This window comes from Actinocrispum sp. NPDC049592 (genome assembly GCF_040675465.1).
Lineage (GTDB): Bacteria > Actinomycetota > Actinomycetes > Mycobacteriales > Pseudonocardiaceae > Kibdelosporangium.
In genome coordinates this window covers 102,290-127,826 of the sequence record NZ_JBFAPA010000007.1, presented here as the reverse complement: position 1 = coordinate 127,826, position 25,537 = coordinate 102,290, and the positions used below count along the sequence as shown (strand labels likewise).

The following is a 25,537-nucleotide window of genomic DNA, read 5'->3' as shown; positions in this document are numbered from 1 at the left end:
TCGCAGGCGGCGGCGTTACTTGGGTTTTTCCAGCGTCACAGCGAAAATATGCGGCCGGGGACCGGGAGCGACCGGCAATGTGAGCGACGTCAGCTCCCGGCTGGGGTCGAGCGTGATCTTCTGGTGGAACACCGACAGCCGGACGTTCACCGGCCCGGTCCGGGTGTGCATCTGGCTGGTGCGAACGGCTTCGGTCTCGCCGAACGCGGGTGAGGTGCGCCAGTCTGTGATCTGCAACGGAACCTGCGCCGTCCCGTCGGCATAGGTGACTGTCAGTGAACCGTCCGTGTTCCCGTTGTCGCTGGCCGCCAGCAGATGCAGGGTGCTGTACCGTCCACTGGGGACGGTTATCGGTTTGCCGTCCGGGATCACGTTGTTGGGCGTGCCCTCGCTGCCGTTGACGAACACGAACCCGATGCCGTCGTCGGCCGCCTGACCGGTCTGCGGGAGCTGCGCGGCCGGATAGGTGTTCCCCGCCCCGTCGAAGTCGCCGTCACCCGGGAAGAACTCGCTCGTGATCGCGTCACTGTTCAACGGCAGATCCACCGTCGTGGTCGTCCCGCCCGTCGGCAACGCGGGCAAGCCCCACTTCGGCGAAGGCTCGACCTGCACCGGCTTGATCGTGAAATCGCGCGTGCCCTCGGCGAAGATCAGCGCTTCCCGGCCCTTGGGCAGGTCGATCTCGACAACACCGTCCGCGAGCTGCCGCCAGCGCGCGCCCCGGACCTCGATCCGTCCTTCGATGCCAGGTTTGACCTTGAGCGGTTGCCCGGCCAGGCTTTTGACGCTGACGAACCGGGTCGTTCCGTCCTTTCTGGACGCGGTGACCAGGAAAGCCCCTTCGGTCCGGAAGTCCTGGAGAACGGCGTCGCGCCACGGGGTCGCCGGGAAGATCCGGATGATGCCACCCCAGCTCTGGCACAGCATGTCGTGCAGGGACTGCGCGCCGGACAACGGTGTTTCGATCACCGGCCCGGCCTCGAAGTACATCGTGTTCGCCTGCACGAACCGGGCCACGAACTGCCGCAGGTACTTCAGTGCGTCGTCGGCACGCCCGAGTCCGGCGGAGATCGAGGACGCACCGGTGAAGCTGTAGCCGCGCAAGGCACCCTCGAAGCTGATCCAGTGGTTCAGCGACCGGCTGATCAGCTCTTCCTGCCCGTTCTCCTTGGTGACCAAGTACAACGGGTAGACCGCGAGCATGTGCGAGTAGTGCCGGTGGGACTTGGCGAACGGAACACCAGCGCCGATCATGAACCCGTTGCTGTCCGTCGGATAGTCGGCCAGCCGGGCCAGCACATCGCGCCACTTCGTTGCCAGAGCGTCGTTCGGGGCGAGCTCCAGGAGCGTCCGGCAGCTCCACCGGATCAGCGCGAGGTCGTAGTTGCAGTCCGGCGCGGTACCGTACTCGGGCGAGTAGCTCGGTTTGAGGTGCAGGCGGCCGTCCTTGTCCTCCAGGAAGTGCAGGTAGTAGTTCATCGCCTTGCGCAGCGTGGGAACCAGAACTTCCCTGACGCGGTCGTCCATGCTGTGCCGGTAGTTCAGCCACACGTTGTGCAGCAACCACGGCAGGTCGCCGATCTCCGGGTCCGGCGAGCTGTACCCGGGCGCGCCAACGAATCCGGCGTCGTCGAACTGGGCGTCGGTGCTGCGGCGGATACCCATCGAGTCCGCGCGGAACTCCGGGCGCAGGGCGTCGACGAGGATCTTCTGCGTGGCGGCGATGGTCCTGGGGATGGGGTCGAGCTCGAGGTGGTTGGAGCCGTAGGCGACCCAGTACTCCAGCTGCACGTTGAGGTTGTTCCAGAGCGAGGGCCACGGGGTGGGCTCGATCCAGGGGCCGGTGGTGGCCATGATCGGGCCCTCGGCGCGGGATGCCGAGGCGATCTTGTACAGCTGGATCCAGTAGAAGCTCTGCAGCAGTCCGTCCGGAATGGACAGGAAGCTCTTTGGGTAGAAGGCGTGCCACCAACTTTGGTGCTGCTCGCGCAGCGCGCGTACCGGTGCCTGGTATTTGATGGCGTCGGTGACGGTCTTCTCGGCGTCCAGGCTCGGGTAGGTGTGGGCGACCGACAGCGTCAACGTGTTGTCCCGCTTGCGGTACGCCGTCGCCGTCTGTCCACCTGCGACCATCGGCTGGACGACCACCGTGATGTCGCCTTCGGTTCTGGAGACCGGCGGCGGGTTTCGGGTGAAGTTCGCCGGTGGGTTCTCGCGGATCGTCCGGGGGCTCAGGGCTTCGGCCGGCTCGAAGGTGACGTCGGCGTTCGATTCCAGGACCAGGATGTTCGCCTCGGCGTGGATGAACAGCTTGAGGCCGACGGGGCCGCGGTCGGTCAGGATCCGGCCGGTGAGCTCGGCGTTCCAGAGGCTGAGCCGCAGGTCGGCGCCGATGATCTGGCCGGGCGTGGTGAGCAGGAGCTTGCCGACCGGGAGCCTGGCCACGCCCCACTCGTTGCCGAACTCCGGACGGTGGTCCTGCACCTGGCTGTGGTCGACGGTTATCCGGATGGCGTTCGCACCGGGCTCCTTGTAGACCGCCGCTGCGAGGAACCCGTTGCCCAGGAACGGTCCCTCGTACCAGGCGCGCGGCACCCGTGCCCACACCATGTCCGACTGCCCCAGAAACCCGGGCCAGTCAACCAGATCACGCACCACCATCCCCTCGGCCACCTGCGGCAACGCCCCCACCACCCCAGCCGCCAGCGCCCCGCCGAGCAGTCCACGCCGCGACACGTCCATCAGCCACCCCACACCGAGCGCCGAAAAGATCCGATGTATACCCGCGCCCGACTGTATGGAAACCTTTACACGCCGTCAACAACCCCACAGATATCCGAGGTTCACCCCCATGAACCCCCAGTTCAGCTCATGCGTAAATGTCTACTGTGGACGGTCAGACGCGGCCGAGGCGGGACAGCAGGACGGCCGACGGGACGGGGTGGGCGCCGCGGCGGCGGACGGAGTCGGCGACGGCGCGGTCGGAGGTGACGACGACGACCGGGCGGCCCTCGGGTTCGGCGGCGACGAGAGCCCGGATGACGTCGTCGGCGAGGACGCCGGGGTCGCTGAAGAGGACCCGGACGCCGCGAGGGGCGGCGGACGGGACGGCGACCACGCCCGCGCCGTCGAAGACCAGGGTGACCTCGGCGGAGGTCCGGGCCGCGAGAGACGCGAGCTGGTGGGTCAGGCGGTCGCGTTGGTCGGCGAGGGGGAGGTCGGGGTAGCCGGTCTTGGTGACGTTGTAGCCGTCGACGACGAGGTGCACGGACGGGAGGGCCAGCAGGCGGTCGAGGGCGGCGGGGTCCTCGACCCGGCCGACGGTGCCCTGCGCGGCGGTGGCGCCACGGACGAGGTCGGCGGGGCGCGGTCCTCCCCCGCCGAGCGCGAGTTCACGGCGCAGCCCGGTCACGGCGCCGTCCAATGTGTCCACGAGCAACGCCAGACGCACCTCGTCGGCCTGGCGGGCTTCGCGTGCCGACTGGCGGGCCACCTCCGCGTCGGCTTCGGCGCGGCGGGCCTTCTTGCGCTCCAGCTCCGCGCGCTCCCGCTCGCGGTCCCGTTGCGCGGTGAGATCGGCGATCTGCGCGGTCACTTCCGCTTGCAGACGTTCCATCTCGGCCTGGGCCGCCGCGGCCGCGTCCTTGGCCTCGCGCACCTTCACGCCCTGTTCACGCAGGCGTTTGCGCAACCGGTCCAGCTCGGCCTCGCCCTCCTGGCGCACCATGTCGGCCGACCCCTGGGCCACCTCCAGCTCGCCGCGCAGCTGCTTGACCTCGTTCTCCAGCTTGTCCGCCCTGGTCAGGGCCGCGTCCCGCTCGGCACGCAGGACCGCGTCGCCCGCACGACGGGTGACCAGCTCGACGTAGTGCACGGCGGTCTCGTCGCCCAGCAGAACGGCCGCCGCTGCCGCGGACACCGGTTCGGCGCCGCTGATCTCCAGGGCCCCGGGGCGGTGCTCACGGGCCCACTCGACGACCGCCGTGCGGAAGCTGCTCGACATCTTCAGCGCGGCCATGATCGACGCGCCGCCCAGCCGGGCGCGTTTCGCCGGGGCGAACTTGGCGACCGCTCTGAGCTGCTGCGGGATGTCCACCCGGTTGAGCCCGCTGATCGCCTCCGCCCCGATTTCGGCAAGCCGGTGCCGCACGGCGTCCGGGATGTCCTCCCAGTCCATCTCGGACGCGTCGTCAGCCAGGAGCTCCTCACCGACCTCGTCGTCGGGGAGCTCGTCCTGTTCCTGCGGCGGCGCCATCCCTTCAGGTTAGTTGGCCCGGGCGAAATTGTCGGTGCGGACCCATAGCGTCCCGCGCGATGAGCACGGATACGCAGCTTTCGTTCGACGAGCTGGGCACGCCCCTGCGCACCACCACGTTCGTCGTGTTCGACCTGGAGACCACCGGGGGCAGCGCGGATGCGGACGCCATCACCGAGATCGGCGCGGTGAAGGTGTGCGGTGGCGAGGTGGTCGGCGAGTTCGCCACCCTGGTCGACCCCGGGCGCGGAATCCCGCCGGAGATCGTGGCGATCACCGGAATCACGAACGCGATGGTCTACCAGGCCCCGAAAATCGACGAGGTGCTGCCCGCGTTCCTGGAGTTCGCCGCGGGCGCGGTGCTGGTGGCGCACAACTCCGGGTTCGACGTGGGATTCCTGAAAACGGCCTGCCAGCGGCACGGATACCACTGGCCGCGGCCGACGGTGGTGTGCACGGTCAAGCTCGCGCGCCGGGTGCTGTCCCGGGAGGAGGCGCCCAGCTGCCGGCTTTCCGCGCTGGCCACGTTGTTCCGCGCGACCACGACGCCCATCCACCGGGCGCTGGCCGATGCGCGGGCGACCGTCGACGTGCTGCACGGCCTGCTCGAACGGGTGGGGTCGATCGGCGTGCAGTCACTCGAAGAGCTGATGGACTTCATCCCGGAGGTGACCCCCGAGCAGCGCCGGAAACGATCACTCGCGGCCGACCTGCCCAACGCGCCGGGGGTGTACCTGTTCCGCGGGCCGAGCGAGGAGGTGCTCTACGTCGGCACCGCGTCGGACCTGCGGCGACGGGTCCGCCAGTACTTCACCGCCAGCGAGACCCGGCGGCGGCTGCGCGAGATGGTCAACCTCGCCATCCGGGTCGACTCGGTGACCTGCGCGCACGCCCTGGAGGCCGAGGTCCGCGAGTTACGCCTGCTCGCCGCGCACAAACCGGCGTACAACCGGAAGTCCCGGAACAAGCACGAGGCCTGGTGGCTCACCCTGACCGACGAGGCCTTCCCGCGGTTGTCCGTGGTGCGCACCCCCAGGGACGGCTCGCTGGGGCCGTTCCGGTCGCACCGGTCCGCCGAGAACGCGGCCGGGGCGCTGCAGTCGGGCAGCGGGATCCGCTCGTGCTCGCAACGGATCCCAGCCCGCTCGCCGAACGGGACGCCGTGCGTGTTGTTCGAGATCGGGCGGTGCGGGGCGCCCTGTGCGGGACACCAATCGGCGGACGAATATCACCCGATGGTGGAGTCGGTGCGGTCACTGGCCGCCGGGCAGCGCCTGGACGTGTTGTGGCGGGCGGCTTCGCGGATGCTCACCGCGTCCGACGCGCAGCACTACGAACAGGCCGCCACGGGACGGGACGAGCTGGCGTCGCTGGTGCGGGCGCTGGACCGGGGGCAGCGGCTGGCGTCGTTGGCCGGGATCACCGAACTGGTCGCCGCGCGGCCGGATGGCACCGGTGGCTGGGATTTCGCCGTGGTCCGGCACGGCCGGCTGGCCGCCGCCGGTTCGGCGCCCCGGGGTGTCCGGCCGATGCCCGTGGTGGACATGCTGGTCGCGTCCGCCGAGACGGTCATCGCCGGGGACGGCCCGTTGTTCGGCGCCCCGCACGAGGAGGTCGGCGTGATCCTGCGCTGGCTCGAACGCGACGGCACCCGCATGGTCCAGTGCTCGAGCCCGTGGACCGTGCCCGCCGCCTCCGCCGCCAGCTGGCGCCCCTGGCTCGACCGCGCCGAATCCGCCCGTTCGCTGACCCGTCCCGGCTAGCCGGGCTGCTCGCGTCTCCCGGCGGGGTGACGTTCACCCGAGCTCGACCGCGGGAAACCCGCAGACCTGCCTCGCTTGGAAGAGGTGTCAGCGGCTTTTCCGGGCTTCCGCGAGGTCTATCTCGAACCCGTCGTTCGGCACGTCCGGTGTCCTCCCCGTGGCTGGACGGTGTCACGCAGTGAGACGACTGTGAGTCACATCTGGTTCCCGTTCAACTCCTGAGCGTGATCATCGACCGGCGTGACCGAGGCCCGCGTTGCGTGCCCGGGTGCACTGCGCCGCCTGACACCTCCTACGCTGGTCACGGATTCTCGTGACCAGGAAGGAACGCCCGTGATCAAGGCGATTGTGATGATCCAGGCCACAGTGGACAGCATCCCGGAGACGGCGCAGGCGATCGCGGACGTGGAGTGCGTGGACGAGGTGTACTCCTGCGCGGGTGATGTGGACCTGATCGCGGTGATCACGGTGCGGGAGCACGAGGAGCTGGCGACGATCATCCCGGGCAAGATCAGCAAGATCCCGGGGGTGCTGGCCACCGACACGCACATCGCGTTCCGGTCCTACTCGCGGCAGGACACCGAGGCCGCGTTCTCGATCGGTGCCGAGACCACCGACTGACTTGATGCGCACGAGGTCCCTGGTCCTCATCGGGGCCGGGGTGGCGGCGGTCGCCGTCGCGGCGGTGTTCCTCACCGGCCCCATCATCCGCGGCATCCGGTACGGCACGGTGGTCCCGGTGCCGGCGACCAAGGACGCCAGCCAGGACCTCACCGTGAAGGTGGGCGACCGGTTCAGCATCGTCTCCAGGGACAACGCGTCGATCGGCGACAGCTGGTGGCTGAAGACCAAGCCGCAGTACGTCAACGCCGCGCTGGAGCACGACGAGTACGTGTCGATGTCCTCATCGGACAGCACCGGCGGCGGTGGCCGGCACTACTGGACGTTCGTCGCCAAAAAGGCCAGCACCAACGAGATCGTCCTGGTCAACGACTTCCAGGCCGGCCGCGAGCAGTACACGGTCACCATCACCCTGACCATCACCGGCTGAGCGTCAGACCAGGGGGACGTCCTCGCCGCGGGCGGAGCGGCGGGCGGCGAGGATGGCCGCGACGGCTTTGAGCCAGTCCTCAACGGTGTAGTCGTCCTCGACGCTTGCCGACGCGGCGGCCGCGGCGGTGAGCCAGGGGCGGATCACCTCGGTCTGTGCGGGGGTCGGCAGGGGCTCGGTGAGTTCGCTGGCGTACTTGGCGCCGCCGCTGCGGACGATCTCGGCCAGGAACACCACCGAACGCGGGATCACCCCGGCGTTGTCCAGGATGATGGCCGCGGCCACGGCTCCGTTGCCGAACAGTTCCTTGCCGCGGGCCGCCACACCCTCGGTGAGCAGGGCCGGAACGTCCAGCCGGGCGAGTTCTGCGTCTTCCATCGCTCAGTCCTTGGGGATGTGCACGCCGTCGGCGTTGGGCAGGCGGCTGTCGGAGGCCTTGTCCATGTGGCCGTTGATGAAGTCGTCCTCGCTGACCCACACGGTGTGCCCCCACGGGTTGTAGATCTGCAGCTTGTCGCCCTCGTGGCCGATGATCATCATCTGGTGGCCGCCGTCGCCGCGCACCTGGATGGGCACCGGTTTGCCGTTGTCCACGGCGTGTTCGACCTCGGGCAGGACGTTGCGCCGGTCGTCGGCGTCGTCCAGGTCCTTGTGCTCGTAGTGGCCGCCGGTGGCCGGGCTGATCTCCTTGTTCGCCACCGAGATGCCCTGCTTGGTGTTCATGCCGTCGCCCTGGCCGAACGGGTGCCAGCCGACCTCCCTGCCCTCGGAGTAGATCCGCTCGCTCTCCACCCTCGCACGTTCGTGGAACGCCTGCGGGTTGTCGTAGGCGGGGTCGCCTGGGTGGCCACCGGTGGTCAGGTTCAACGAGTACAGCGGGTCGACCTGGGCCCGCGCGGTCATCGTCGAGTACGCCACACAGGTGGGCCGCTGGTCCTGGCTCCAGCCCGACCCCTGGTAGGTGACCGGGACGTTCTGGCCGGTGGTGGTGTCGTGGTCCGGGGTGACGATCGGGGTCAGGCGGTCGCGCAGCCACTGCGGGTCGTCGCCGTGGTCGTGGATCTGGCGGTCGAAGTTCTCGATCTCGCCGACGTTGTGCCCAGCCGCGAGCGCCTTCATCAGGTACGCCTTCTCCTGCGGCGACCTGGCGTTGTCCAGCAGGCTGTCCACCCGCGCCCGGTCCTGCGCGCTGAGCTTGTCCAGCCGGTCCCCGGCGCGGGTGGCGTCGTTCGCGGACAGGATGGCGTTGAGGTCCTCGGGGCCGCCCGGCGCCGCGGCCTGGGTCAGCACGAGCTTGTCCACGCTGGTCAGGTTGCTGCTGGCCAGCTTGCCCGCGCGGGCCTGGGAGGCGAGGTCGTCGAGCCGGCCGGCGGCCTTCCTGCCCGCGTCCTCGGCGATCACGGCGGCGTCCCGCAGCATCGCGGCCGCCGAGACGCCCTTCGCCTTGATCTCCTCGGCGTGCCCGAAGTCCCACGGGTTGCTGACCCCGTCGAGCTCGTTGCGGACGCCGGCCATCGCCGCGTAGCCGTCGTTGTGCTTGGCCTTCGCCATGGCGATCGCATCGGCCAGGACGTCCAGCTCACGGCCGACATCACCGTAGACGGTCACCACCCGGTCGACCTCCTTGGCGGCGGCGGTGATCACGTCACAGGCCGACTCGGACGCTTCGCCGACCCACACCCGCGGCAGGCTGGACGAGGCCATCCTGGTCAGGTCGACCGAGACGGCGTCGGCCTTCGGCGCCGCCTTGAGGTAGTCGTTGGCCCGGTCGGCCAGCTGCTGCGGGTTCCCCTTGGGCTCGGGCAGCTTGAGCGCCGCGTCGGCCAGGCTCTTCATCGAGCCGATCCCGCCGAAGTAGACGTTGACCGACTCCCAGCCGTGCGCGACGTTCTCGGCGTCCTGCCTGGTGCCCACGTCAGAACCCGCCGATCTTCGCGAAACCCCGGCCGTGCTCGGCGTCGACGGACGAGTACGTGCCCGCGCTCTGCTCCAGCTTGGTGGCCAGCTCCCCCAGCGCGTCGATGATCACGTCCGTCTCCTGGCACCAGGCCCCGTAGAAGTTCGAGAACGCGCCACTGGCGAACTCCCCCAGCTCGTCCTCGGACCCGCAGGAACGCCCCCGCAGCGGCCGCTCCACCTCGCCCAGCGCACGACCCTCGTCCCGCAGATCCCCCGCGAGCTCGGTCATGCCCTTCTTGTCGGCCTCGTACCCATCGCCCATGCGCCATCAGACCCCACGATGATCACGACGGTTCCCCCGGACCCGGCAATGTTCCCGGAAGCAAAACCCCAGGTACGACCCTCGTAAGAGAAAGCCCCCGCGAACCTGGGGTTCGCGGGGGCTTTGCTCGGCGTCGATCAGGCGTTGCTGTGCGAGCCTGGGCCTTGGCCGTTGCCGTGACCGTTGGTGTGCTGCTCGGAGCGGGCGCGCTCGAGAGCGATGGTCTCCTCGACGGGGTCGGGCCGCAGCAGGGTTCCGGCGACCGGGCGGCCGGCGGAGCCGAGCTTGTTCATCTTCTTCGGCACGGCCGCACCCTGGTACTCCAGCGGGATCGGGTGGCCGTGGTCGTCGACCGGGCCCAGCGGCTGGTGCAGCTCGATGAACTCACCGTGCGGCAGCCGCTTGATGATGCCGGTCTCGACACCGTGCTCGAGCACCTCGCGGTCGGCACGCTGCAGGCCCAGGCAGAGCCGGTACGTGATGGCGTACGCGATCGGCGGCAGCACCAGCAGGCCGATCCGGCCCATCCAGGTGGTGGCGTTCAGCGAGATGTCGAACTTGTCGGCCAGCACGTCGTTGGCCGCGGACAACAGGGAGACCATGAAGTACGTGATCGCCATGGCGCCCAGCGAGGTCCGCACCGGCACGTCGCGCGGCCGCTGCAGCAGGTTGTGCGCCGCGTAGTCCTTGGTGAACTTCCGCTCGATCCACGGGTAGACCGCCGCGATACCGGTCAGCAGCGGCAGGCCCAGCATGAACGGGAAGAACGGCGCCGGGACCATGTAGTTCCCGAGGTAGACCTCCCAGGCCGGCCACAACCGGATCAGGCCGTCCGTCCAGCCCATGTACCAGTCGGGCACGGTGCCCGCGGAGATGTGCGCCGCGTTGTACGGGCCGAAGTTCCAGATCGGGTTGATCTGGAAGATGCCGCCCATGATCGCGATGACACCGACGCAGATCGCGAAGAAGCCGCCACCCTTGAGGGCGAAGAACGGCATGATCCGCACGCCGATGACGTTCTTCTCGGTCCGCATCACACCCGGGAACTGGGTGTGCTTCTGGTACCAGACCAGGCCCACGTGCACACCGACCAGGGCCAGGATGATCCCCGGGATCAGCAGGATGTGCGCGGTGTAGAGCAGGGGTATGACGTCGTGACCTGGGAACTCGCCTCTGAACAACAGCCAGTTGACCCACGTCCCGATCACCGGGATCGACAGGATAAGACCCGACATGATCCGCAGGCCGGCGCCGGAGAGCAGGTCGTCCGGCAGCGAGTAGCCGGCGAAGCCCTCGATGGCGCCCAGCATGAACAGCAGGATGCCGATGACCCAGTTCGTCTCGCGCGGCTTGCGGAACGCGCCGGTGAAGAACACGCGGAACATGTGCAGCACGATGGCCGCCATGAACAGCAGCGCCGCCCAGTGGTGCACCTGGCGGACGAACAGGCCGCCGCGCACGTCGAACGACAGGTTCAGCGCGGTCTCGTAGGCCCGGGACATCTCCAGGCCGCGCAGGTTGACGAACGAGCCCTGGTACTCGACCTCCTGCATGGAGGGGTCGAAGAACAGGGCCAGGTACGTGCCCGACAGCAGCAGCACGATGAAGCTGTAGAGAGCGACCTCACCGAGCAGGAACGACCAGTGCGTCGGGAAGACCTTGTTGAGCTGCTTGCGGATACCACCGGCCGCGTGCAGCCGGTCGTCCAGCCAGTTGCCCGCACCCGCGGCGGCCCTGGCTGCCGGGTTCTTCTGTTTGGTGGGCGTCGTGATGCCGCTCATGACTTACGCTCCCAGAAGGCCGGTCCGACCGCCTCGTTGAAGTCGGCCGTGGCATAAAAGTAACCCGTTTCGGCGTCGACCTGAATCGGCAGCTGCGCGAGCTTGCGGGTGGCCGGGCCGAAAATGGGCTTGGCGTAGTGCAAGGCGTCGAACTGGGACTGGTGACACGGGCACAGGATCCGGTTGGACCGCTGCTCGAACAGCGAAGTCGGGCAGCCGAGGTGGCTGCAGATCTTCGTGTAGGCGTAGTAGTCGCCGAAGTTGAAGTCCTCCTGGCCCTGCGCCTTGATCACCCGCTTGCCGTCCTCCGGCCGCAGGCGGATCAGCATGACCGGGTTGTCCGACCTGATCAGCGCCTCGGACAGCTCCTCCGGGTCGACCCGCTGCTTGCCGGTCAGGATCGCCTCGAGCGCCGCGTAGTCCACCTGGCCGGACTTGGTCACCGGGGCGTGGAACGGGAAGACCGTCTCCATCGCGCCCGCGTCCAGGTCCTCCGGCTTGACCAGCTCGATCGCGTGCGGGTCGCCGGTGTCGCGGCGCATGAACACCCGCTCGCCGTTCTTGGCCATCCAGCCGGTGTGCCACAGGCCGTTCTCGTTGGCCGACTCGGCGTGCGGGTTCTTGATCATGCTGCCCAGTGGCAGCACCGCCGCGGCCAGGCCGAACGTGCCGGCGCCGAACAGCGCGGTGCGCTTGATCAGCGACCGGCGGGCGATGGTGCTCTTGTCGCCCGCGTCGGCCAGGTGCGCCACGAAGGTCTGCCGGTCGACCTCGGTCGAGCGGCCCTCGTGCCGCTGCTGGACCGCGACCTCGTGCGGCAGGAACCGCTTGGCGTACATCACCACGCCGACCCCCACGCCGAGGATCGACAGCCCCAGGGTGATGCCCAGCAACGGCGTGTACAGCAGGTACAGCAGGTGGTCGCTGGTGTTGGCCGCGGCGTAGCGCCACGGCCAGGCGATGAACACCACGATGAACGCCAGCCCGGCGAGACCCGACAGGGCGAACCAGAACGCGACCGCGCGCTCGGCGCGCTTCTCCGCCTTGGTGCCCTTGACCGGCCACGGGTCGTCGTACTCGACCAGTTCGACGTCGTCGAGCTGACCGCCCAGCCTGACCAGCTGGTCGCGGTCCATCTCGGCCAGCTGTTCGTCGGTCGGCAGCTTCTTGTCCTGCTCGCTCACTGCTTGGCTCCGATCCACAGCGTCACGCCGATCAGCGCCGCCATCCCCACGATGAACGCGATCAGGCCCTCGGACTGCGGGCCAAGACCGCCCAGCGGCGCGCCACCCGGGTTGTTGTTCCCGTCGGTGACCGACTTGACGTAAGCGATGATGTCCTTCTTCTCCTCCGGCGACAGCTGGCGGTCGGAGAACTTCGGCATGTTCTGCGGACCGGACACCATCGCCGCGTACAGCTGCTCCTCGGTCGCGGGGTCCAGCTCCGGTGCGAACTTGCCGGACGACAGGGCGCCACCGCGGCCGGTGAAGTTGTGGCAGGACGCGCAGTTCATCCGGAACAGCTCGCCACCGCGGGCCGGGTTGTCGCCGCGCAGCTGCTCACCGTGCTCGTCGGGCAGCTTCGGCCCGCCCGGGCCCTTGGACTCGACGAACGCGATCAGCGCGTCGATCTCCTCGGGGCTCAGCTTCGGGGGCTTGCGCTCGGCCTGCGCGGTCTGCGCCGCCAGCGGCATCCGGCCGGTCGAGGTCTGGAAGTAGACCGACGCCTCGCCGATGCCGATCAGGGCGGGCCCGCGGTCCTTCACGCCCTCGAGGTTGGCGCCGTGGCAGGTGATGCAGGTGTTGTTGTAGATCTGCTCGCCCTTGCGCACCAACGCCGGGTCCTGCTGCGAGGCGTTCGCGGTCTGCGGCTCCGGCGCGACCGCGCTGTAGATCGCGCCGACACCGATCAGGGCAAAACCCAACGCAAGCAGGCCGGAGATCCGCCGCCGACGCTTGGAGGAGCGGGCATGGTTGCGTGCCGCCTTGCTCTCCCCGGCGGCGTCCGCCTTTTTACTGCTCGTCATGTGATGGGCAACCTTGCTGGAGAAGTCGGTTCGGGATTGTCTTCTTGGTGCGTCACGGCACGATGTAGATGACCGCGAACAGGCCGATCCACACGATGTCGACGAAGTGCCAGTAGTAGGACACGACGATGGCGGCCGTGGCCTGGGCAGGCGTGAACTTGCTCATCTTCGTCCGCATGAGCAGGTAGACAAAGGCGATCAGCCCGCCTGTGACATGCAGGCCGTGGAACCCGGTGGTCAGGAAGAAGACCGTGCCGAACCCGCCGGAGGGGATGGTCATCCCCTCGTGCACCAGGTTGATGTACTCGGTGATCTGCCCGCCGAGGAAGATCGCGCCCATGATCAGGGTCAGCACGTACCAGCGGCGCAGGCCGAACACGTCCCCCTTCTCCGCGGCGAACACACCCAGCTGACAGGTGACCGAGGACAGCACCAGGATCACCGTGAACGGCGTCGCGAAGGGCAGGTTGAGGTGGAACGGCTCCCCGTGCAGGGGCGGTGGCCACTGTCCGGTGCTGTTCTGTGCCTTCACCGTGAAGAACATGGCGAACAGCCCGGCGAAGAACATCAGCTCACTGGACAGCCACACGATGGTGCCGACGCTGACCATGTTCGGCCGGTTCAGCGAGTGCACTCGCGAGCTGATCGAAGGCGATGCTGTTGTCACGCGACGCATTATGGCTTGCGGAAATTCCGCTCGCCCGGTCGGGTCCGCGGGCGGGCGCCCGGGCCGGTGGCGATAGCATCTGACTGGTCGTGACCAGGCCCGTGATAACCGCTGGAGGGGCGCCGAAGATGAGCACACAGCCGTTGAAGATCCTGGTGTTCAGCCACCGGCCCGAAGTGCGAGAGAGCATCATCACAGCGGTGGGCCGCCGTCCGGCCGCGGACATCGGCCGGGTCACCTTCGTCGAGGCCGCCGGCGTCGCGGACGTCATCTACTACATGGACGACGGCGAGATCGACCTGGCCATCCTGGACGGCGAGGCGCAGCCGACCGGCGGCATGGGCGTGTGCCGGCAGCTGAAGAACGAGCTGGACGACTGCCCGCCGATCGTGGTGGCCGTGCGCCGCCGGGACGACCGCTGGCTGGCGACCTGGTCGCAGGCGGACGCGGTGCTGGTGCACCCGCTCGACCCGCTGACCGCCGCCGAGACCGTCGCCGACGTGCTGCGGTCCCGCCAGCTGCCCGTCGTGCGGGGATGACCGGCATGAAGCGCGACAACTGGCCCGCGCTGCTGCACCACTTAGTCGACGGCGGCGACCTGACCGCCGACGACACCGAGTGGGCGATGGGGCAGATCATGTCCGGCAACGCCACGTCCGCGCAGATCGCCGGGTTCGCGGTGGGCCTGCACGCCAAGGGCGAGACGGCCGCCGAGCTGACCGGTCTGGCTACCGGGATGCTGGCACATGCCAATCGGGTCACGATTCCGCGCCGGGCCGTCGACATCGTGGGCACCGGCGGCGACCGGTCCGGCAGCGTGAACATCTCGACGATGACCGCCATCGTGACGGCGGCTTCCGGCGTGCCCGTGGTCAAGCACGGCAACCGGTCGGCGTCCTCGAAGGCCGGTGCGGCGGATGTGCTCGAGGTGCTGGGCGTCGCTATCGCCTTGGACTCGGCGGCGGTCGAGGAATGCGTGCGTGAGCTGGGGATCGGCTTCTGCTTCGCGTCGCTGTACCACCCCGCTCTGCGGCATGCGGGGCCGACGCGGAGTGAGCTGGGGATTCCCACGGCGTTCAACGTGCTCGGACCGTTGACGAATCCGGCTCAGCCCGAAGCGGGGCTGGTCGGGTGTGCTTTCTCCCGGCTGGCGCCGACCGTGGCGGAGGTTTTCGCTGGTCGCGACGCCTCTGTGCTGGTTGTGCGTGGGGATGATGGTCTTGACGAGCTGACCACCTCGACGACCTCCTCCGCTTGGGTGGTGTCCAACGGGGAGGTTCGGCAGGAGCAGGTCGATCCTTCCGCGCTGGGGCTGCCTCCGGCGACTCAGGAGGACCTGCGGGGTGGGGACGCTGCGCACAACGGTGAGGTCGTGCGGCGACTGGTTGGTGGTGAACTGGGGCCTGTTCGCGACGCTGTGCTTTTGAACGCCGCTGGGGCTATCGCTGCCTACCGTGGGTTCTCCGGGGATCTCACGAGCGATCTGGGGGCCGGTTTGCAGCAGGCCGCTCAGGCCATCGACTCCGGTGCGGCTGCTTCGCTGCTTTCTCGGTGGGCTGACTTGTCGACGGCTCTGGCCGCTCAGAAAACGCTCAATGGGGCCACCAGCTGATCTTCCTCGTAGGTGAGGTGGGAGGTCAGCAGGCGGTCCAGGAGGGCTACGTCCGCTCGGACGTCGTCGATCTTGCTCTCGTCGCTCATCATCGCGGTGAGGGTGTGGTCGAGTTGGGTCAGGACTGTGGCTATCACCTCGTGCTCTTGGCTGAGTTTGTCGACGACCGGTTTTAGTTCGGGCTTTCGGCGGGCGAGGGTGGGGAAGGTTTCGTCCTCGAGCGTGTGGTGCATGGTGAGGACGCGGCAGTAGGCGGCGCAGAAGCTGCCCAGGGTCCAGTAGTTCTGGCGCATCGTTGTGTGGTTTATGTGGTCGCGGGCTTGCTCGGGGGTGAGGCGGCCTGCGGCTACTTCTTCGATGGCGCTCTTGATTTGGGTCAGTTCTTGGCGGAGGTGGCGGTGAACCAGGAGGAGGGTCTGGCCTTCTCCTGCCGCCCGGTCTGGTCTGCTGGGTGTGACTTTGGGGCGGGCTGCCTCGTTCAGGGGGTCTTGCACTTACCAGAGATTAGTCGCTTCGGTCTTCGAAGTCACTTCTGAATGAGCTGGTGGGCGAGGATAGGCGTTGGGGTCTGGGCGGCTGGAAGCGCTGCCGCTAGGGGCTGGAAAAGATGCGCTCGCCGCTAGGCAGGCCGTCAAGAGGGACAAGGATCAGGATCCTTCGGATCCTTTGGGTTGGGCACGAAGGTCAGGTGTGTGGCGCGGGCACGCGCGTTTGTTGGGGAAGCGAAAAAGCGGCTTCCCCCTGATGTGGGGGAAGCCGCTTTTTGCTGGTGTTGCTTGTGTCTCAGTCTTTGTCGGGGGCTGTGTGGTATTCGAAGACCAGGCCGCCGACGCTGAGCAGGACCAGGACCACGGCGATCACGATCAGCCAGATGTGGAAGAACGCGAGCGCGAAGCCTGCCAGGGCGGCGGAGGCGGCGCAGGCGATCGGCCAGTAGCTGCCGGGGCTGAAGAAGCCCAGCTCACCGGCGCCGTCGCTGACCTCGGCGTCGGGGTTGTCCTCAGGGCGCTCCTCGACGCGGCGGGCGACGAAGCTGAAGTAGCTCCCGATGATCAGTGACAGGCCACCGGTCAACGTCAGGCCGACGATGCCCACCGGCTCCTTCGCCCAGAACCCGTACAGGATGGCAGCGGCGAAGAAGAACGCCGTGCAGATGTGGAAAATCCTGCCTTCGACCTTCATGGATCGTTCCTGTCCCTGTTCCCGTTCATGTCCCTGTCGTCCTCTTGCTCAGCCGTCAGCCGGAGGCTGTGCGTGCGGTGCGGTCGGGGTTGAACGGGGATGTGGTCACTGCGTACGGCTTGCACAGGTCGCCGCAGGCCATCTTGCTCAACGCCTCGGCCGCGGTGTACGGCTGATTTGTCTGCGGGTTGGTCTGGGTCCGCAGCTGCAGGTACTGGTCGAACAGGTCCGGTGTGAGCGCGCGCACCTCGAAGTTCATGTACGCGTGGTACGAGCCGCACAGCTCGGCGCAGCGGCCCACGAAGGAGCCCGGCTTGTCGATCTTGTTCTGGAAGCTGAAGTCCTGGTTGTTCTTGTCCGGGTACGGGAACACGTCCCGCTTGAAGTGCATCTCCGGCACGTAGAACGAGTGGATGACGTCGTTGGACGACAGCCGGTACTCGACCACCCGCTGGGTCGGCACGACCAGCAGCGGGATCTCCCGGGTGCTGCCGACCGTGTGGATCAGCGAGCCGTCCTGCAGGCGGGGCTTGTCGCCCTTGTTCTGCTCGTAGCTGAAGTCCCAGTTCCACTGGAAACCCACCACGTTGACCACGGTGTCCGGGTTCGCCGTCTTGGCCAGCACCTTGTTCTCGGTGCTCGCGGTGAACACGAACAGCACCACCACGATGATCACCGGCAGGCCCGTGTAGATGGCCTCCAGCACGTGGTTGTACTGGGTCTGCCGCGGCAGGGTGTCATCGCCCTTCTTCTTGCGGTGGAAGGCGACCGGCCACAGCATCAGGCCCCAGACGAACACACCCACGACCAGCGACGCGATGACCGCGCCGGTCCACAGGTTCCGCATGTCCTGCGCCTGCTCGGTGATGCCCTCCGGCCAGCCGAACCGCAGCACCTCGTCGCCCGAGCAGCCAGTGGCCGCGAACGCGACCAGGCCGACCAGGCCGATGACCTTGGCCAGTCGCCGCCCTCGCGAGCGCTCCTTGTGGCTCACCGTTCGCTCTCCTCCTCGCAGCGATCCGCTCCTGCGGGAGCGTAGCTCAGCGACATATGTGACGCGGATCGGGGGCCGGGCACGCGATGCCGCGTCCCGGCGGACGGGCATACTGGCCACTCACCCACTCCTCGACTGGAAGGTTGCCGAGAGCGTGTGCGGTCTGCTTGGCATGGTCTGTCCTTCGGAACTCGACGCCGGCTCCGCCCGCAACGGGGTCGAGGCGGCGCTGCGCTGCCAGCGGCACCGCGGGCCGGACGAGAGCGGAACCTGGATCGGTGACGGGGTCATCTTCGGCTTCAACCGGCTGTCGATCGTCGACATCGCGCACTCCCACCAGCCCCTGCACTGGGGCCCGGTGGACGCGCCGGACCGGTACACCATCCTGTTCAACGGCGAGGTCTACAACTACCTGGAGCTGCGGGCCGAGCTGAAGCGCGAGTTCAACCTGAAGTTCGCCACCGACGGCGAGGCCGAGGCGATGGTGGCCGCGTACCACCACTACGGCCCGGGTGTGGTGGCCAAGTTCCGGGGCATGTTCGCGTTCCTGATCTGGGACTCGCACCGGCAGGTGCTGTTCGGCGCGCGCGACCCGTTCGGCATCAAGCCGCTGTTCTACGCGCAGGGCCCGAACGGGGTGGCGTTCGCCAGCGAGAAGAAGAGCCTGCTGCAGCTGCAGCGCACGCTGGGCCTCTCGCCGCAGCTGGACCGCACGGCCCTGCAGCACTACCTGGTCCTGCAGTACGTGCCGGAGCCGGAGACGCTGCACAACACGGTCCGGCGGATCGAGTCGGGCACGTCGTTCACGGTCACCCCGGACGGGCGGCTGACCACCGAGCGGTACTTCAACCCGATCTTCCGCACCATGCCGGTCAGCCAGTACGAGTCCGGCCGGCTGCACTCCGACATCGCCGCCGCCATGCGTGACTCGGTGGCCAAGCACATGCGCGCGGACGTGACGGTCGGCTCGTTCCTGTCCGGCGGCATCGACTCGACCGCGATCGCCGCGCTGGCCAAGGAGCACAACCCGGACCTGATCACGTTCACCACCGGGTTCGAGCGGCAGGGCTACTCCGAGGTGGACGTGGCCGCCGAGTCGGCCGCGGCGATCGGCGTGAAGCACGTGGTCCGCACGGTGTCGCCGCAGGAGATGATGGATGTCCTGCCGTTGATCGTCTGGTACCTCGACGACCCGGTGGCCGACCCGGCGCTGGTGCCGTTGTGGTTCATCGCACGCGAGGCGCGGCAGTATGTGAAGGTCGTGCTGTCCGGTGAGGGCGCGGACGAACTGTTCGGTGGGTACACGATCTACCGCGAGCCGATCTCGTTGGCGGCGTTCGAGAAGGTGCCCGGCGCGCTGCGCAAGGCCATGGGCAACCTGTCCACCAAACTGCCGGAGGGCAAGCGCGGCAAGGACCTGCTCCGCCGCGGCGCGCTGTCGCTGGAGCAGCGGTACTACGGCAACGCCCGGATCTTCCGCGACGACCAGATCCGTCGCGTGCTGCGCACGTTCAACCCGCAGGTCGGGCACGAGGACGTGACCGCGCCCTGGTACCGCCAGTCCGCCGACTGGGACCCGGTGACCCGGATGCAGCACGTCGACCTGTTCACCTGGCTGCGCGGCGACATCCTGGTGAAGGCCGACAAGATGACCATGGCCAACTCGCTGGAGCTGCGGGTGCCGTTCCTGGACCCCGAGGTGTTCAAGATCGCCTCGAAGATCCCGCTCGAGCAGAAGATCACCCGCGAGACCACCAAGTTCGCGCTGCGCGCGGCCCTGCGTGACATCGTCCCGGCGCACGTGCTCAACCGCCGCAAGCTGGGCTTCCCGGTGCCGATCCGGCACTGGCTGCGCGAGGAGATGTACGAGTGGGCCGCGGCCATCATCCGCGAGTCCTACACCGACGAGCTGCTGGACAAGCAGGCCGTCATGGCCCTGCTCGAGGAGCACCGCGCCGGTGAGCTCGACCACAGCCGCCGGATCTGGGCCCTCATCGTGTTCATGCTCTGGCACGGCATCTTCATCGAAGGCCGCATCCGTCCCCACATCCCCGAGCCCCAGTACCCCGTCCGCCTCTAGACACGCGGGGACCCGCTGACCACATCCGAGTGGTTCATGCGCGAAAATCAAGTGGACGCGCATGGACCGCTCGGCTGGGGAAAGTGGGGTTTGTTGTGGCTGAGAATGATCCGGGGCATGTCGACCGGCTGGCGAGGTTGGTGCGGCCGGTGGTGTTGGTGGACTTCGTCAGTCAGGTGTGTCAGTGGTTGCAGGATGCGCATGATGAGGCTGGGGCGCTGCAGAAGGCGCGGGTGGGTGGTCATCGGGGTGGGTGGGCGAACAACACGAGTTTTGGGACGGATCGGCACCAGTACCTGCTGAACACGGCGGAGTCGCTGGAGGGGGAGATCGAGCGGCTGGAGGTGGCGCCCGCGTTCCAGTCGGTGCTGCTCAAGCTGCCGCACGCGGGGATCTACCAGTTCCACATGCCCAGCGGGCCGGACGGCGCGGTCGGCGAGACCAGCGACCTGCGGCGCGAGCTGATGACCCTGCGGGACGAGCAGTCGCTGTTCGGCCGGCGGGAGGCGTGGCTGGGCCACCGTGAGCTGCTGCTGTTGCCCTGGTCGGGTGATGAGCGGCGCGGGCTCACCGACACGTGGGCGGGCCAGGGTGTGCTCGAGGACGGGTACATCGTGTGGGAGTGGAAGGTGCGGTTGCAGGACATCGCGGCTGGTGGGTACGGGCATCCCGGGTACACGGAGCTGCCGACGCTGTTCAACGCGGATGTGTTCGAGCAGCCGCAGCCCGACGTTCCGCTCCGCCCGAGGCGCGATCCCGCCGAACGAGCCGGATAATGATCACCCCGTCCCGAACACCCCGAGAGGACCCCCGACGTGAGCACGGATGCCTTCGCGGCCGCGCAGGCATTCGCCCCCGCCCGGCTCACCATGGCCCGCGAGCTGGCGGGGCTGCGCAAACGTGAGCTGGCCGAGCTGATCGACCGGACCGCGGCGGCGGTGTCGCAGTACGAGCTGGGCCAGTCGAAACCCAGCGCGGACACCCTCGAACGCTGTGCGCGGGCGCTGGACGTGCCGGTGACGTTCTTCACGACCGGACGCCCCCAGCTCACGTTGGACACCGCGCACGCCCACTTCCGGTCATTGCGCGCCACCACATCCGCGCAACGGCAGCAGGCGCTCGCGTACGTGGAACTGTTGTGGGAGATCACCGACCAGCTCGACCAGGTCATCGAACTGCCCACAGTGGACCTGGGGCTGCCTTTGGGTGTGCCGCACGGGGATCCGTCCGGAACGAGCAGGCGGATCCGCAAGGCGTGGGGCGCGGCCGACGGACCGGCGGTGCACCTGGTGCGCAACCTCGAAGCGCGCGGCATCATCGTGGCCCGCATCCACGAGGTCGACAGCATCGACGCGTTCTCGTCGGCGTTGTCCGGGCGGCCGGTGATCGCGTTGACCCACAAGGGAAATCCGCTACGGCGGCGGTTCTCGGTGGCGCACGAGCTCGGCCACCTGCTGCTGCACCCCGAACCCGCCCCCGGAAGTTCCCAGCACGAAAAGGAAGCCAACGCGTTCGCGGCCGAGTTCCTCATGCCCGCGACGGAAATCCGCGAGCTGCTCCCCCGGCGCGCGGACATCGCCGCGCTCAAAGACCTCGCCGACACGTATGGCGTCTCGGTGTCTGCGCTTGCCTATCGTGGCAACGATCTGGGCGTGTACAGCGAGTCAACGCTGCGGCGGGCGATGAGCACGATCACCCGCCTCGGCTGGCGCACCGACGAACCCGTCCGGTCCGGATATCCCGGCGAGGAACCGGAACTCCTCCCCCGCGCCGCCGAACTCGCTGCCGCACATGGACTTCCGCTGAAGGCCTTGGCCGAACGCCTGCACCTCGGGCTCCCAAGGCTGCGAAAGCTGCTGGGTATGCCCGAGGAACGGCCGCGGCTGCGCGTGATCCGCTAGAACTCGAAGCCACCAGGGCGGTTGTTGCGGTCGGCGACGAGACCCGCGAGGGTCGCGATGGCGATCTCCGCCGGGGTGCGCGACCCGATGTTGAGACCGACCGGCCGGTGCACGCGCGCGATCTCCGAGGCCGGTACCCCCAATTCGGTCAACAGCCGCACGTGCGGGCCTTCGTGACGGGGGTTGCCCAGCACGCCGATCCAGCGGACGTCGTGGGCCAGCACGTCCCGCAACGCCGTCCCGAGGTCGGGGCGGTGGTGGTCGGTGGCCACGACGTCGGTGTGCTCGCACATCGCGGGCAGCTCGCCGGGCGGGTCGTACACCACGGTCTCGTAGCCGAGGTCTTTTCCGTACCGCACAAGGAACTCGGCCACGGGCGAGGCGAACACCGCGACCAGAACGCGGTGCTCGCCCACCTCCGCGGTGGCCGTGCCATGTGCGACGGCACAAGCGTCACTCATGCGGTAGAGACTAGTTGGGCAGGACCGCCGCGATGTCCTGCGCGACCTCGGGACCGAAGGCGCCGCTGATCCGGCTGACCGCCTCGGCCGTGTCGAACACCCACTCCTGGGTACCGACCGTCTCCAGCACCAGGACGGCGACGTACGAGCCCAGCTGGGCGGCCCGCTCCAGGTCGAGGCCGTGGCTCAGGCCGGCCAGGAAGCCCGCGCGGAACGCGTCGCCGACGCCGGTCGGGTCGGCCTTGGCCAGCTCGGGAACGGCGGCGACGTGCACGACCGGGCCCTTGCTGTCGACGATCTCCACGCCCTTCTCGCCCAGCGTGGTGATCCGCATGCCGACCTTGGCCAGCACCTCGGCCTCGGTCCAGCCGGTCTTCTTGAGCAGCAGCTCCCACTCGTAGTCGTTGCTGAACAGGTACTCCGCGCCCACCAAGAACTCGCGCACCTGCTCGCCGTTCATCCGGGCCAGCTGCTGCGAGGGGTCGACCGCGAACCGGTACCCGCGCTGACGGCACTCCTCGGCGTGCCGCAGCATCGCCTCGGGGTCGTCCGGGCTGATCAGCACCAGGTCGAGCGAGCCGACCTTGTCCTCGATCGGCTTGAGCTCGATCATCCGGGACTCGGCCATCGCGCCCGCGTAGAACGAGGCGATCTGGCACATGTCCTCGTCGGTGGTGCAGACGAACCGGGCGGTGTGCGCGGTCTCCGAGATGTGCACGCCCGAGCAGTTCACGCCGTGGCGCTCCAGCCAGGACCGGTAGTCGGCGAAGTCCGAGCCGGCCGCGCCGACCAGCACCGGGGAGCAGCCCAGCACTCCCATCCCGAACGCGATGTTGGCCCCGATCCCGCCCCGGCGCACCTGCAGGTCGTCGACCAGGAAGGACAGCGAGAGCCGGTGGATCTGCTCGGCGACGATCTGCTCGGCGAAACGGCCGGGGAAGTGCATGAGGTGATCGGTGGCGATGCTTCCCGATACGGCAACGGGCACCGGGGCCCTCCTTGTCTGGGTACTGGCAAGTCAGGCAGCCGGGCCGCCCACCCGGACGGGTGGTTCACCGGCTGCCTTGGCACACTACCCGGCGGTACCTCTAGGCAACCCGCAGCCTCGCTCAATACGGTACGCACCGTGCGTACTACCGAGGCAGACACGCTCGACGAACTGATCGCCGACTGCGCCGAGATCCCGTCATCGCTCCGCCCGGCCGGCCAGCTGGCACTCGTGCCAAGGCTGGCGCCCGCCTGGGAGGTCACCGACGGCTGCCGGGCCCAGGTGGAAGACCTCGACGAATACGTCTGAACACGCGGAAAGGGGGCCCGCACCGGGCCCCCTTCGCGTTTTCGAGCCTTAGTGGAACGAGTCTCCACAGGCGCACGAACCCGTGGCGTTCGGGTTGTCGATCGTGAAGCCCTGCTTCTCGATCGTGTCGACGAAGTCGATCACGGCACCCTCGACGTACGGCGCGCTCATCCGGTCCACGGCCACCTTCAGGCCGCCGAAGTCGCGGTACAGGTCGCCGTCGAGTGCGCGCTCGTCGAAGAACAGCTGGTAGCGCAGACCGGCACAGCCGCCCGGCTGCACGGCGATACGCAGGTGCATGTCGTCGCGACCTTCCTGCTCAAGCAGGGCTTTGGCCTTGCTCGCAGCGGTATCGGTCAACGTCACGCCGTGCGTCGTCGCCGCCTCGGTCGTGTTCTCCTGCGCGGTCGTCATGGCACTCCCTTGAAGTCCGACTACGGCTGTGCGAACACACCGCCGTCGTGTCTTATTCCATGGTGACACACTCCGCTTGGGGCGGAGTTGTCATGCCGACCACTGAGACGCCACGTCCCTGGCCAACGCCGACAGGGTGCCCGCCGGGTCGGCGAAAGCGGCCTCGACCGAGCCCGCGTGGTCCGCGACGGCGTAGGACGCCTCGATCCCGGCGGCCGCCGCCTCACGCCGCCCAACGCTGACCTGACCTGCGAGAACGAGTGTCGGCAGGCCTCGTTCGGCCGCGCCCGCGGCCACCGAGGTGACCAGCTTGCCGCGCAGCGACTGCCAGTCGAAGCTGCCCTCGCCGGTGAGCACCAGCTGGGCGTCCGCCATCGCCTTGTCCAGCCCGGTCAGCTCGCGGACCAGACCGGCCCCGGACACCCGCTTGGCGCCCAGCAGGAACAGGCCGAACCCGAGCCCGCCGGCGGCGCCGGCCCCCGGCTCGTCCCGGAACCGCGGCCCGGCCTCGGCGGAGAACGCGTCAAGACGCTTCTCCAGCTCCTCGACATCCGCCGGGGTCGCGCCCTTCTGCGGGCCGAAGGTGTGCGCGGCGCCGTGCGGACCCAGCAGCGGGTTCTCGACGTCGGTCGCGGCGATCAGCTCCGGCCACGCTCCTGTAGCAACCTCCAACATGCCTCGGCCACCGTCCGTGGTGGCGGAGCCACCCAGGCCGATGACGATCCTGTTCATACCCGCGGCACGCGCGTCGACCATCAGCTCGCCCACGCCTCGCGTGGTGGCGTCCAACGGGCGCCGGTCCTGCTTGGGGACCAGGTGGAGCCCGTTCGCCTGAGCGCTTTCGATGTATCCGGTTCCGTCGTGCTCGAGCCAGCTCGCGGTGACCCTGCCGCCGAGAGGGCCGGTCACCTCGAGGGTGTGCAGGCTGCCGCCGAGCACTGTGTGCAGCACGTCCACGAAGCCGGGACCACCGTCCGTGAGCGGACGCAGGACCAGCTCGTCCGCGGGCTTGGCGGTGTGCCAGCCCTCGGCCATGGCCTGCGCCGCCTCCAGGGCGGTCAGCGTGCCGCCGAAACAGTCGGGAGCAATCAGTACGCGCACAAGTCGCAGCGTATCCGCCGGACACACGCCCACGCCCTTGTCCTAATCTACGTAACTGTGAGGTTCCTACGCCGCAACTCAGCCGAGAACACGGACGCCGCCGTCGAGGAGGCCGAGCCGGGCGCCGAGGAGTCCACGCGCAAGGGCTTCACCCCGGCCAAGGGCCGGGCGACCCCCAAGCGCCGGGACGCCGAGGCCCGCAAGCGCGGCCCGGTCGCGCCCGCGCCCAAGACCACGCGTGAGGCCATGCGCCGCAACCGCGGCAGCAAGGACGAGCGCCGTGAGGCCGCGAAAGAACGCCGCGAGCGGATGATGGCCGGCGACGACCGCTACCTGATGCCCCGCGACCGCGGCCCGGTCAAGGCCTACATCCGGGACGTCGTGGACAGCCGCCGCAACCTGCTGGGCCTGTTCATGCCGCTGGCGATCCTCGTGTTCGTGGCCCTGCTCGTGCCGAACTTCGTGGTCCAGCAGTACGCCACCCTGCTGTGCCTGATCATGCTGGTGGCGATGATCTTCGAGGGCATCGTCAACGGGCGGCGGATCGCCAAGCTGGTGCGGCAGAAGTTCCCCAAGGAGACCGTCCGCGGCGGCTCGATCGGCTGGTACGCGTTCGTGCGCAGCAGCCAGATCCGCAAGCTGCGCGTCCCCAAGCCGCGCATCCGCCCGGGCGACCCGATCCCGAACTAGACAGACGTATCTGGCGCCTGCGCGGCGGCTCTTCCCAGTGG

General features: G+C 68.5%; 26 protein-coding genes. 10 read left to right on the top strand and 16 right to left on the bottom strand.

The genetic code is table 11. The features are described 5' to 3' along the window. Positions 1 to 15: 15 nt before the first annotated feature. Both AB0J95_RS19520 and AB0J95_RS19515 read right to left on the bottom strand, forming a co-directional pair. Entirely contained in the window at positions 16 to 2,742 is a 2,727-nt protein-coding gene (locus AB0J95_RS19520) for a Tat pathway signal sequence domain protein (RefSeq protein ID WP_364759170.1), read from the bottom strand. Between the two features lie 154 nt (positions 2,743 to 2,896). Further along, entirely contained in the window at positions 2,897 to 4,255 is a 1,359-nt protein-coding gene (locus AB0J95_RS19515; RefSeq protein ID WP_364759167.1) for an NYN domain-containing protein, read from the bottom strand. A 59-nt stretch (positions 4,256 to 4,314) separates the two neighbouring features. Here AB0J95_RS19515 and AB0J95_RS19510 point away from each other — a divergent pair, with 59 nt between their 5' ends. The 3 genes from AB0J95_RS19510 to AB0J95_RS19500 all read left to right on the top strand — a co-directional run bounded on the left by AB0J95_RS19510 (position 4,315) and on the right by AB0J95_RS19500 (position 7,069). Next, complete coding sequence (locus AB0J95_RS19510; RefSeq protein WP_364759164.1) at positions 4,315 to 6,018, top strand: DEDD exonuclease domain-containing protein; 1,704 nt, start codon at positions 4,315 to 4,317, stop codon at positions 6,016 to 6,018. 333 nt (positions 6,019 to 6,351) lie between these two features. Continuing rightward, entirely contained in the window at positions 6,352 to 6,639 is a 288-nt protein-coding gene (locus AB0J95_RS19505; RefSeq protein WP_364759161.1) for an Lrp/AsnC ligand binding domain-containing protein, read from the top strand. 4 nt (positions 6,640 to 6,643) lie between these two features. Beyond that, positions 6,644 to 7,069: a protease inhibitor I42 family protein gene (locus AB0J95_RS19500; RefSeq protein WP_364759158.1), complete on the top strand. Its 426-nt coding sequence runs from the start codon at positions 6,644 to 6,646 to the stop codon at positions 7,067 to 7,069. A gap of 3 nt (positions 7,070 to 7,072) precedes the next feature. On the opposite strand, the gene AB0J95_RS19495 is transcribed toward AB0J95_RS19500, so the two are convergent. From AB0J95_RS19495 to AB0J95_RS19465, 7 genes are all read right to left on the bottom strand, one after another. Next, positions 7,073 to 7,447: a hypothetical protein gene (locus AB0J95_RS19495; RefSeq protein WP_364759155.1), complete on the bottom strand. Its 375-nt coding sequence runs from the start codon at positions 7,445 to 7,447 to the stop codon at positions 7,073 to 7,075. 3 nt (positions 7,448 to 7,450) lie between these two features. Further along, positions 7,451 to 8,983, bottom strand: coding sequence for a hypothetical protein (locus tag AB0J95_RS19490; RefSeq protein WP_364759152.1), 1,533 nt, complete (start codon positions 8,981 to 8,983; stop codon positions 7,451 to 7,453). 1 nt (position 8,984) lies between these two features. Next, on the bottom strand, positions 8,985 to 9,290 hold the full coding sequence (locus tag AB0J95_RS19485; protein ID WP_364759149.1) for a hypothetical protein: 306 nt from the start codon (positions 9,288 to 9,290) through the stop codon (positions 8,985 to 8,987). Between the two features lie 137 nt (positions 9,291 to 9,427). Beyond that, the gene (locus tag AB0J95_RS19480) at positions 9,428 to 11,071 is read right to left on the bottom strand and encodes a cytochrome bc complex cytochrome b subunit (RefSeq protein WP_364759146.1); all 1,644 of its coding nucleotides are present in this window, start codon (positions 11,069 to 11,071) and stop codon (positions 9,428 to 9,430) included. Next, complete coding sequence (locus AB0J95_RS19475) at positions 11,068 to 12,255, bottom strand: ubiquinol-cytochrome c reductase iron-sulfur subunit (RefSeq protein WP_364759143.1); 1,188 nt, start codon at positions 12,253 to 12,255, stop codon at positions 11,068 to 11,070. Before AB0J95_RS19475 ends, AB0J95_RS19480 begins: the two co-directional genes overlap by 4 nt. Continuing rightward, positions 12,252 to 13,097, bottom strand: a complete 846-nt coding sequence (locus AB0J95_RS19470; protein ID WP_364759140.1) for a c-type cytochrome — start codon at positions 13,095 to 13,097, stop codon at positions 12,252 to 12,254. The genes AB0J95_RS19475 and AB0J95_RS19470 overlap by 4 nt, the downstream gene beginning before the upstream one ends. Before the next feature lie 52 nt (positions 13,098 to 13,149). Then, the gene (locus AB0J95_RS19465; RefSeq protein ID WP_364759137.1) at positions 13,150 to 13,773 is read right to left on the bottom strand and encodes a heme-copper oxidase subunit III; all 624 of its coding nucleotides are present in this window, start codon (positions 13,771 to 13,773) and stop codon (positions 13,150 to 13,152) included. Positions 13,774 to 13,892: 119 nt separating this feature from the next. Between AB0J95_RS19465 and AB0J95_RS19460 the strand changes: the two genes are divergently transcribed. Both AB0J95_RS19460 and trpD read left to right on the top strand, forming a co-directional pair. Beyond that, the gene (locus tag AB0J95_RS19460) at positions 13,893 to 14,303 is read left to right on the top strand and encodes a hypothetical protein (RefSeq protein ID WP_364759134.1); all 411 of its coding nucleotides are present in this window, start codon (positions 13,893 to 13,895) and stop codon (positions 14,301 to 14,303) included. Beyond that, positions 14,300 to 15,376, top strand: a complete 1,077-nt coding sequence (trpD, locus tag AB0J95_RS19455) for an anthranilate phosphoribosyltransferase (RefSeq protein ID WP_364759131.1) — start codon at positions 14,300 to 14,302, stop codon at positions 15,374 to 15,376. The genes AB0J95_RS19460 and trpD overlap by 4 nt, the downstream gene beginning before the upstream one ends. Here the strand turns inward: trpD and AB0J95_RS19450 are convergent. The 3 genes from AB0J95_RS19450 to AB0J95_RS19440 form a co-directional block, all read right to left on the bottom strand. After that, positions 15,346 to 15,870 carry a hemerythrin domain-containing protein gene (locus tag AB0J95_RS19450; RefSeq protein ID WP_364759128.1) on the bottom strand — a complete coding sequence of 175 codons (525 nt, stop codon included), beginning with the start codon at positions 15,868 to 15,870 and terminating at the stop codon, positions 15,346 to 15,348. The genes trpD and AB0J95_RS19450 overlap by 31 nt on opposite strands. Before the next feature lie 289 nt (positions 15,871 to 16,159). Further along, on the bottom strand, positions 16,160 to 16,558 hold the full coding sequence (locus tag AB0J95_RS19445; RefSeq protein ID WP_364759126.1) for a cytochrome c oxidase subunit 4: 399 nt from the start codon (positions 16,556 to 16,558) through the stop codon (positions 16,160 to 16,162). Between the two features lie 55 nt (positions 16,559 to 16,613). Further along, positions 16,614 to 17,552 carry a cytochrome c oxidase subunit II gene (locus tag AB0J95_RS19440; RefSeq protein ID WP_364759123.1) on the bottom strand — a complete coding sequence of 313 codons (939 nt, stop codon included), beginning with the start codon at positions 17,550 to 17,552 and terminating at the stop codon, positions 16,614 to 16,616. A 154-nt stretch (positions 17,553 to 17,706) separates the two neighbouring features. On the opposite strand from AB0J95_RS19440, the gene asnB reads away from it, so the two are divergent. From asnB to AB0J95_RS19425, 3 genes are all read left to right on the top strand, one after another. Beyond that, positions 17,707 to 19,632, top strand: coding sequence for an asparagine synthase (glutamine-hydrolyzing) (asnB, locus tag AB0J95_RS19435; RefSeq protein ID WP_364759120.1), 1,926 nt, complete (start codon positions 17,707 to 17,709; stop codon positions 19,630 to 19,632). Between the two features lie 95 nt (positions 19,633 to 19,727). Then, on the top strand, positions 19,728 to 20,408 hold the full coding sequence (locus AB0J95_RS19430; RefSeq protein ID WP_364759117.1) for a hypothetical protein: 681 nt from the start codon (positions 19,728 to 19,730) through the stop codon (positions 20,406 to 20,408). A 39-nt stretch (positions 20,409 to 20,447) separates the two neighbouring features. Continuing rightward, entirely contained in the window at positions 20,448 to 21,533 is a 1,086-nt protein-coding gene (locus AB0J95_RS19425) for an XRE family transcriptional regulator (protein WP_364759114.1), read from the top strand. Here AB0J95_RS19425 and AB0J95_RS19420 read toward each other — a convergent pair. Both AB0J95_RS19420 and AB0J95_RS19415 read right to left on the bottom strand, forming a co-directional pair. Continuing rightward, entirely contained in the window at positions 21,530 to 21,994 is a 465-nt protein-coding gene (locus AB0J95_RS19420) for an XdhC family protein (protein ID WP_364759111.1), read from the bottom strand. The two genes, AB0J95_RS19425 and AB0J95_RS19420, sit on opposite strands and share 4 nt — an antisense overlap. 10 nt (positions 21,995 to 22,004) lie before the next feature. Then, positions 22,005 to 22,940, bottom strand: a complete 936-nt coding sequence (locus tag AB0J95_RS19415) for a carbohydrate kinase family protein (protein ID WP_364759956.1) — start codon at positions 22,938 to 22,940, stop codon at positions 22,005 to 22,007. Positions 22,941 to 23,120: 180 nt separating this feature from the next. Between AB0J95_RS19415 and AB0J95_RS19410 the strand changes: the two genes are divergently transcribed. After that, entirely contained in the window at positions 23,121 to 23,291 is a 171-nt protein-coding gene (locus AB0J95_RS19410) for a hypothetical protein (RefSeq protein WP_364759108.1), read from the top strand. A 48-nt stretch (positions 23,292 to 23,339) separates the two neighbouring features. Here the strand turns inward: AB0J95_RS19410 and AB0J95_RS19405 are convergent, their stop codons facing one another. After that, a complete protein-coding gene (locus AB0J95_RS19405; RefSeq protein WP_033390186.1) occupies positions 23,340 to 23,705 on the bottom strand; it encodes an iron-sulfur cluster assembly accessory protein in 366 nt (121 codons plus the stop codon). A gap of 90 nt (positions 23,706 to 23,795) precedes the next feature. Continuing rightward, complete coding sequence (locus AB0J95_RS19400; protein WP_364759105.1) at positions 23,796 to 24,806, bottom strand: glycerate kinase; 1,011 nt, start codon at positions 24,804 to 24,806, stop codon at positions 23,796 to 23,798. A gap of 57 nt (positions 24,807 to 24,863) precedes the next feature. Here AB0J95_RS19400 and AB0J95_RS19395 point away from each other — a divergent pair, with 57 nt between their 5' ends. Next, positions 24,864 to 25,496, top strand: coding sequence for a DUF3043 domain-containing protein (locus tag AB0J95_RS19395; RefSeq protein WP_364759102.1), 633 nt, complete (start codon positions 24,864 to 24,866; stop codon positions 25,494 to 25,496). Positions 25,497 to 25,537 lie beyond the last annotated feature (41 nt).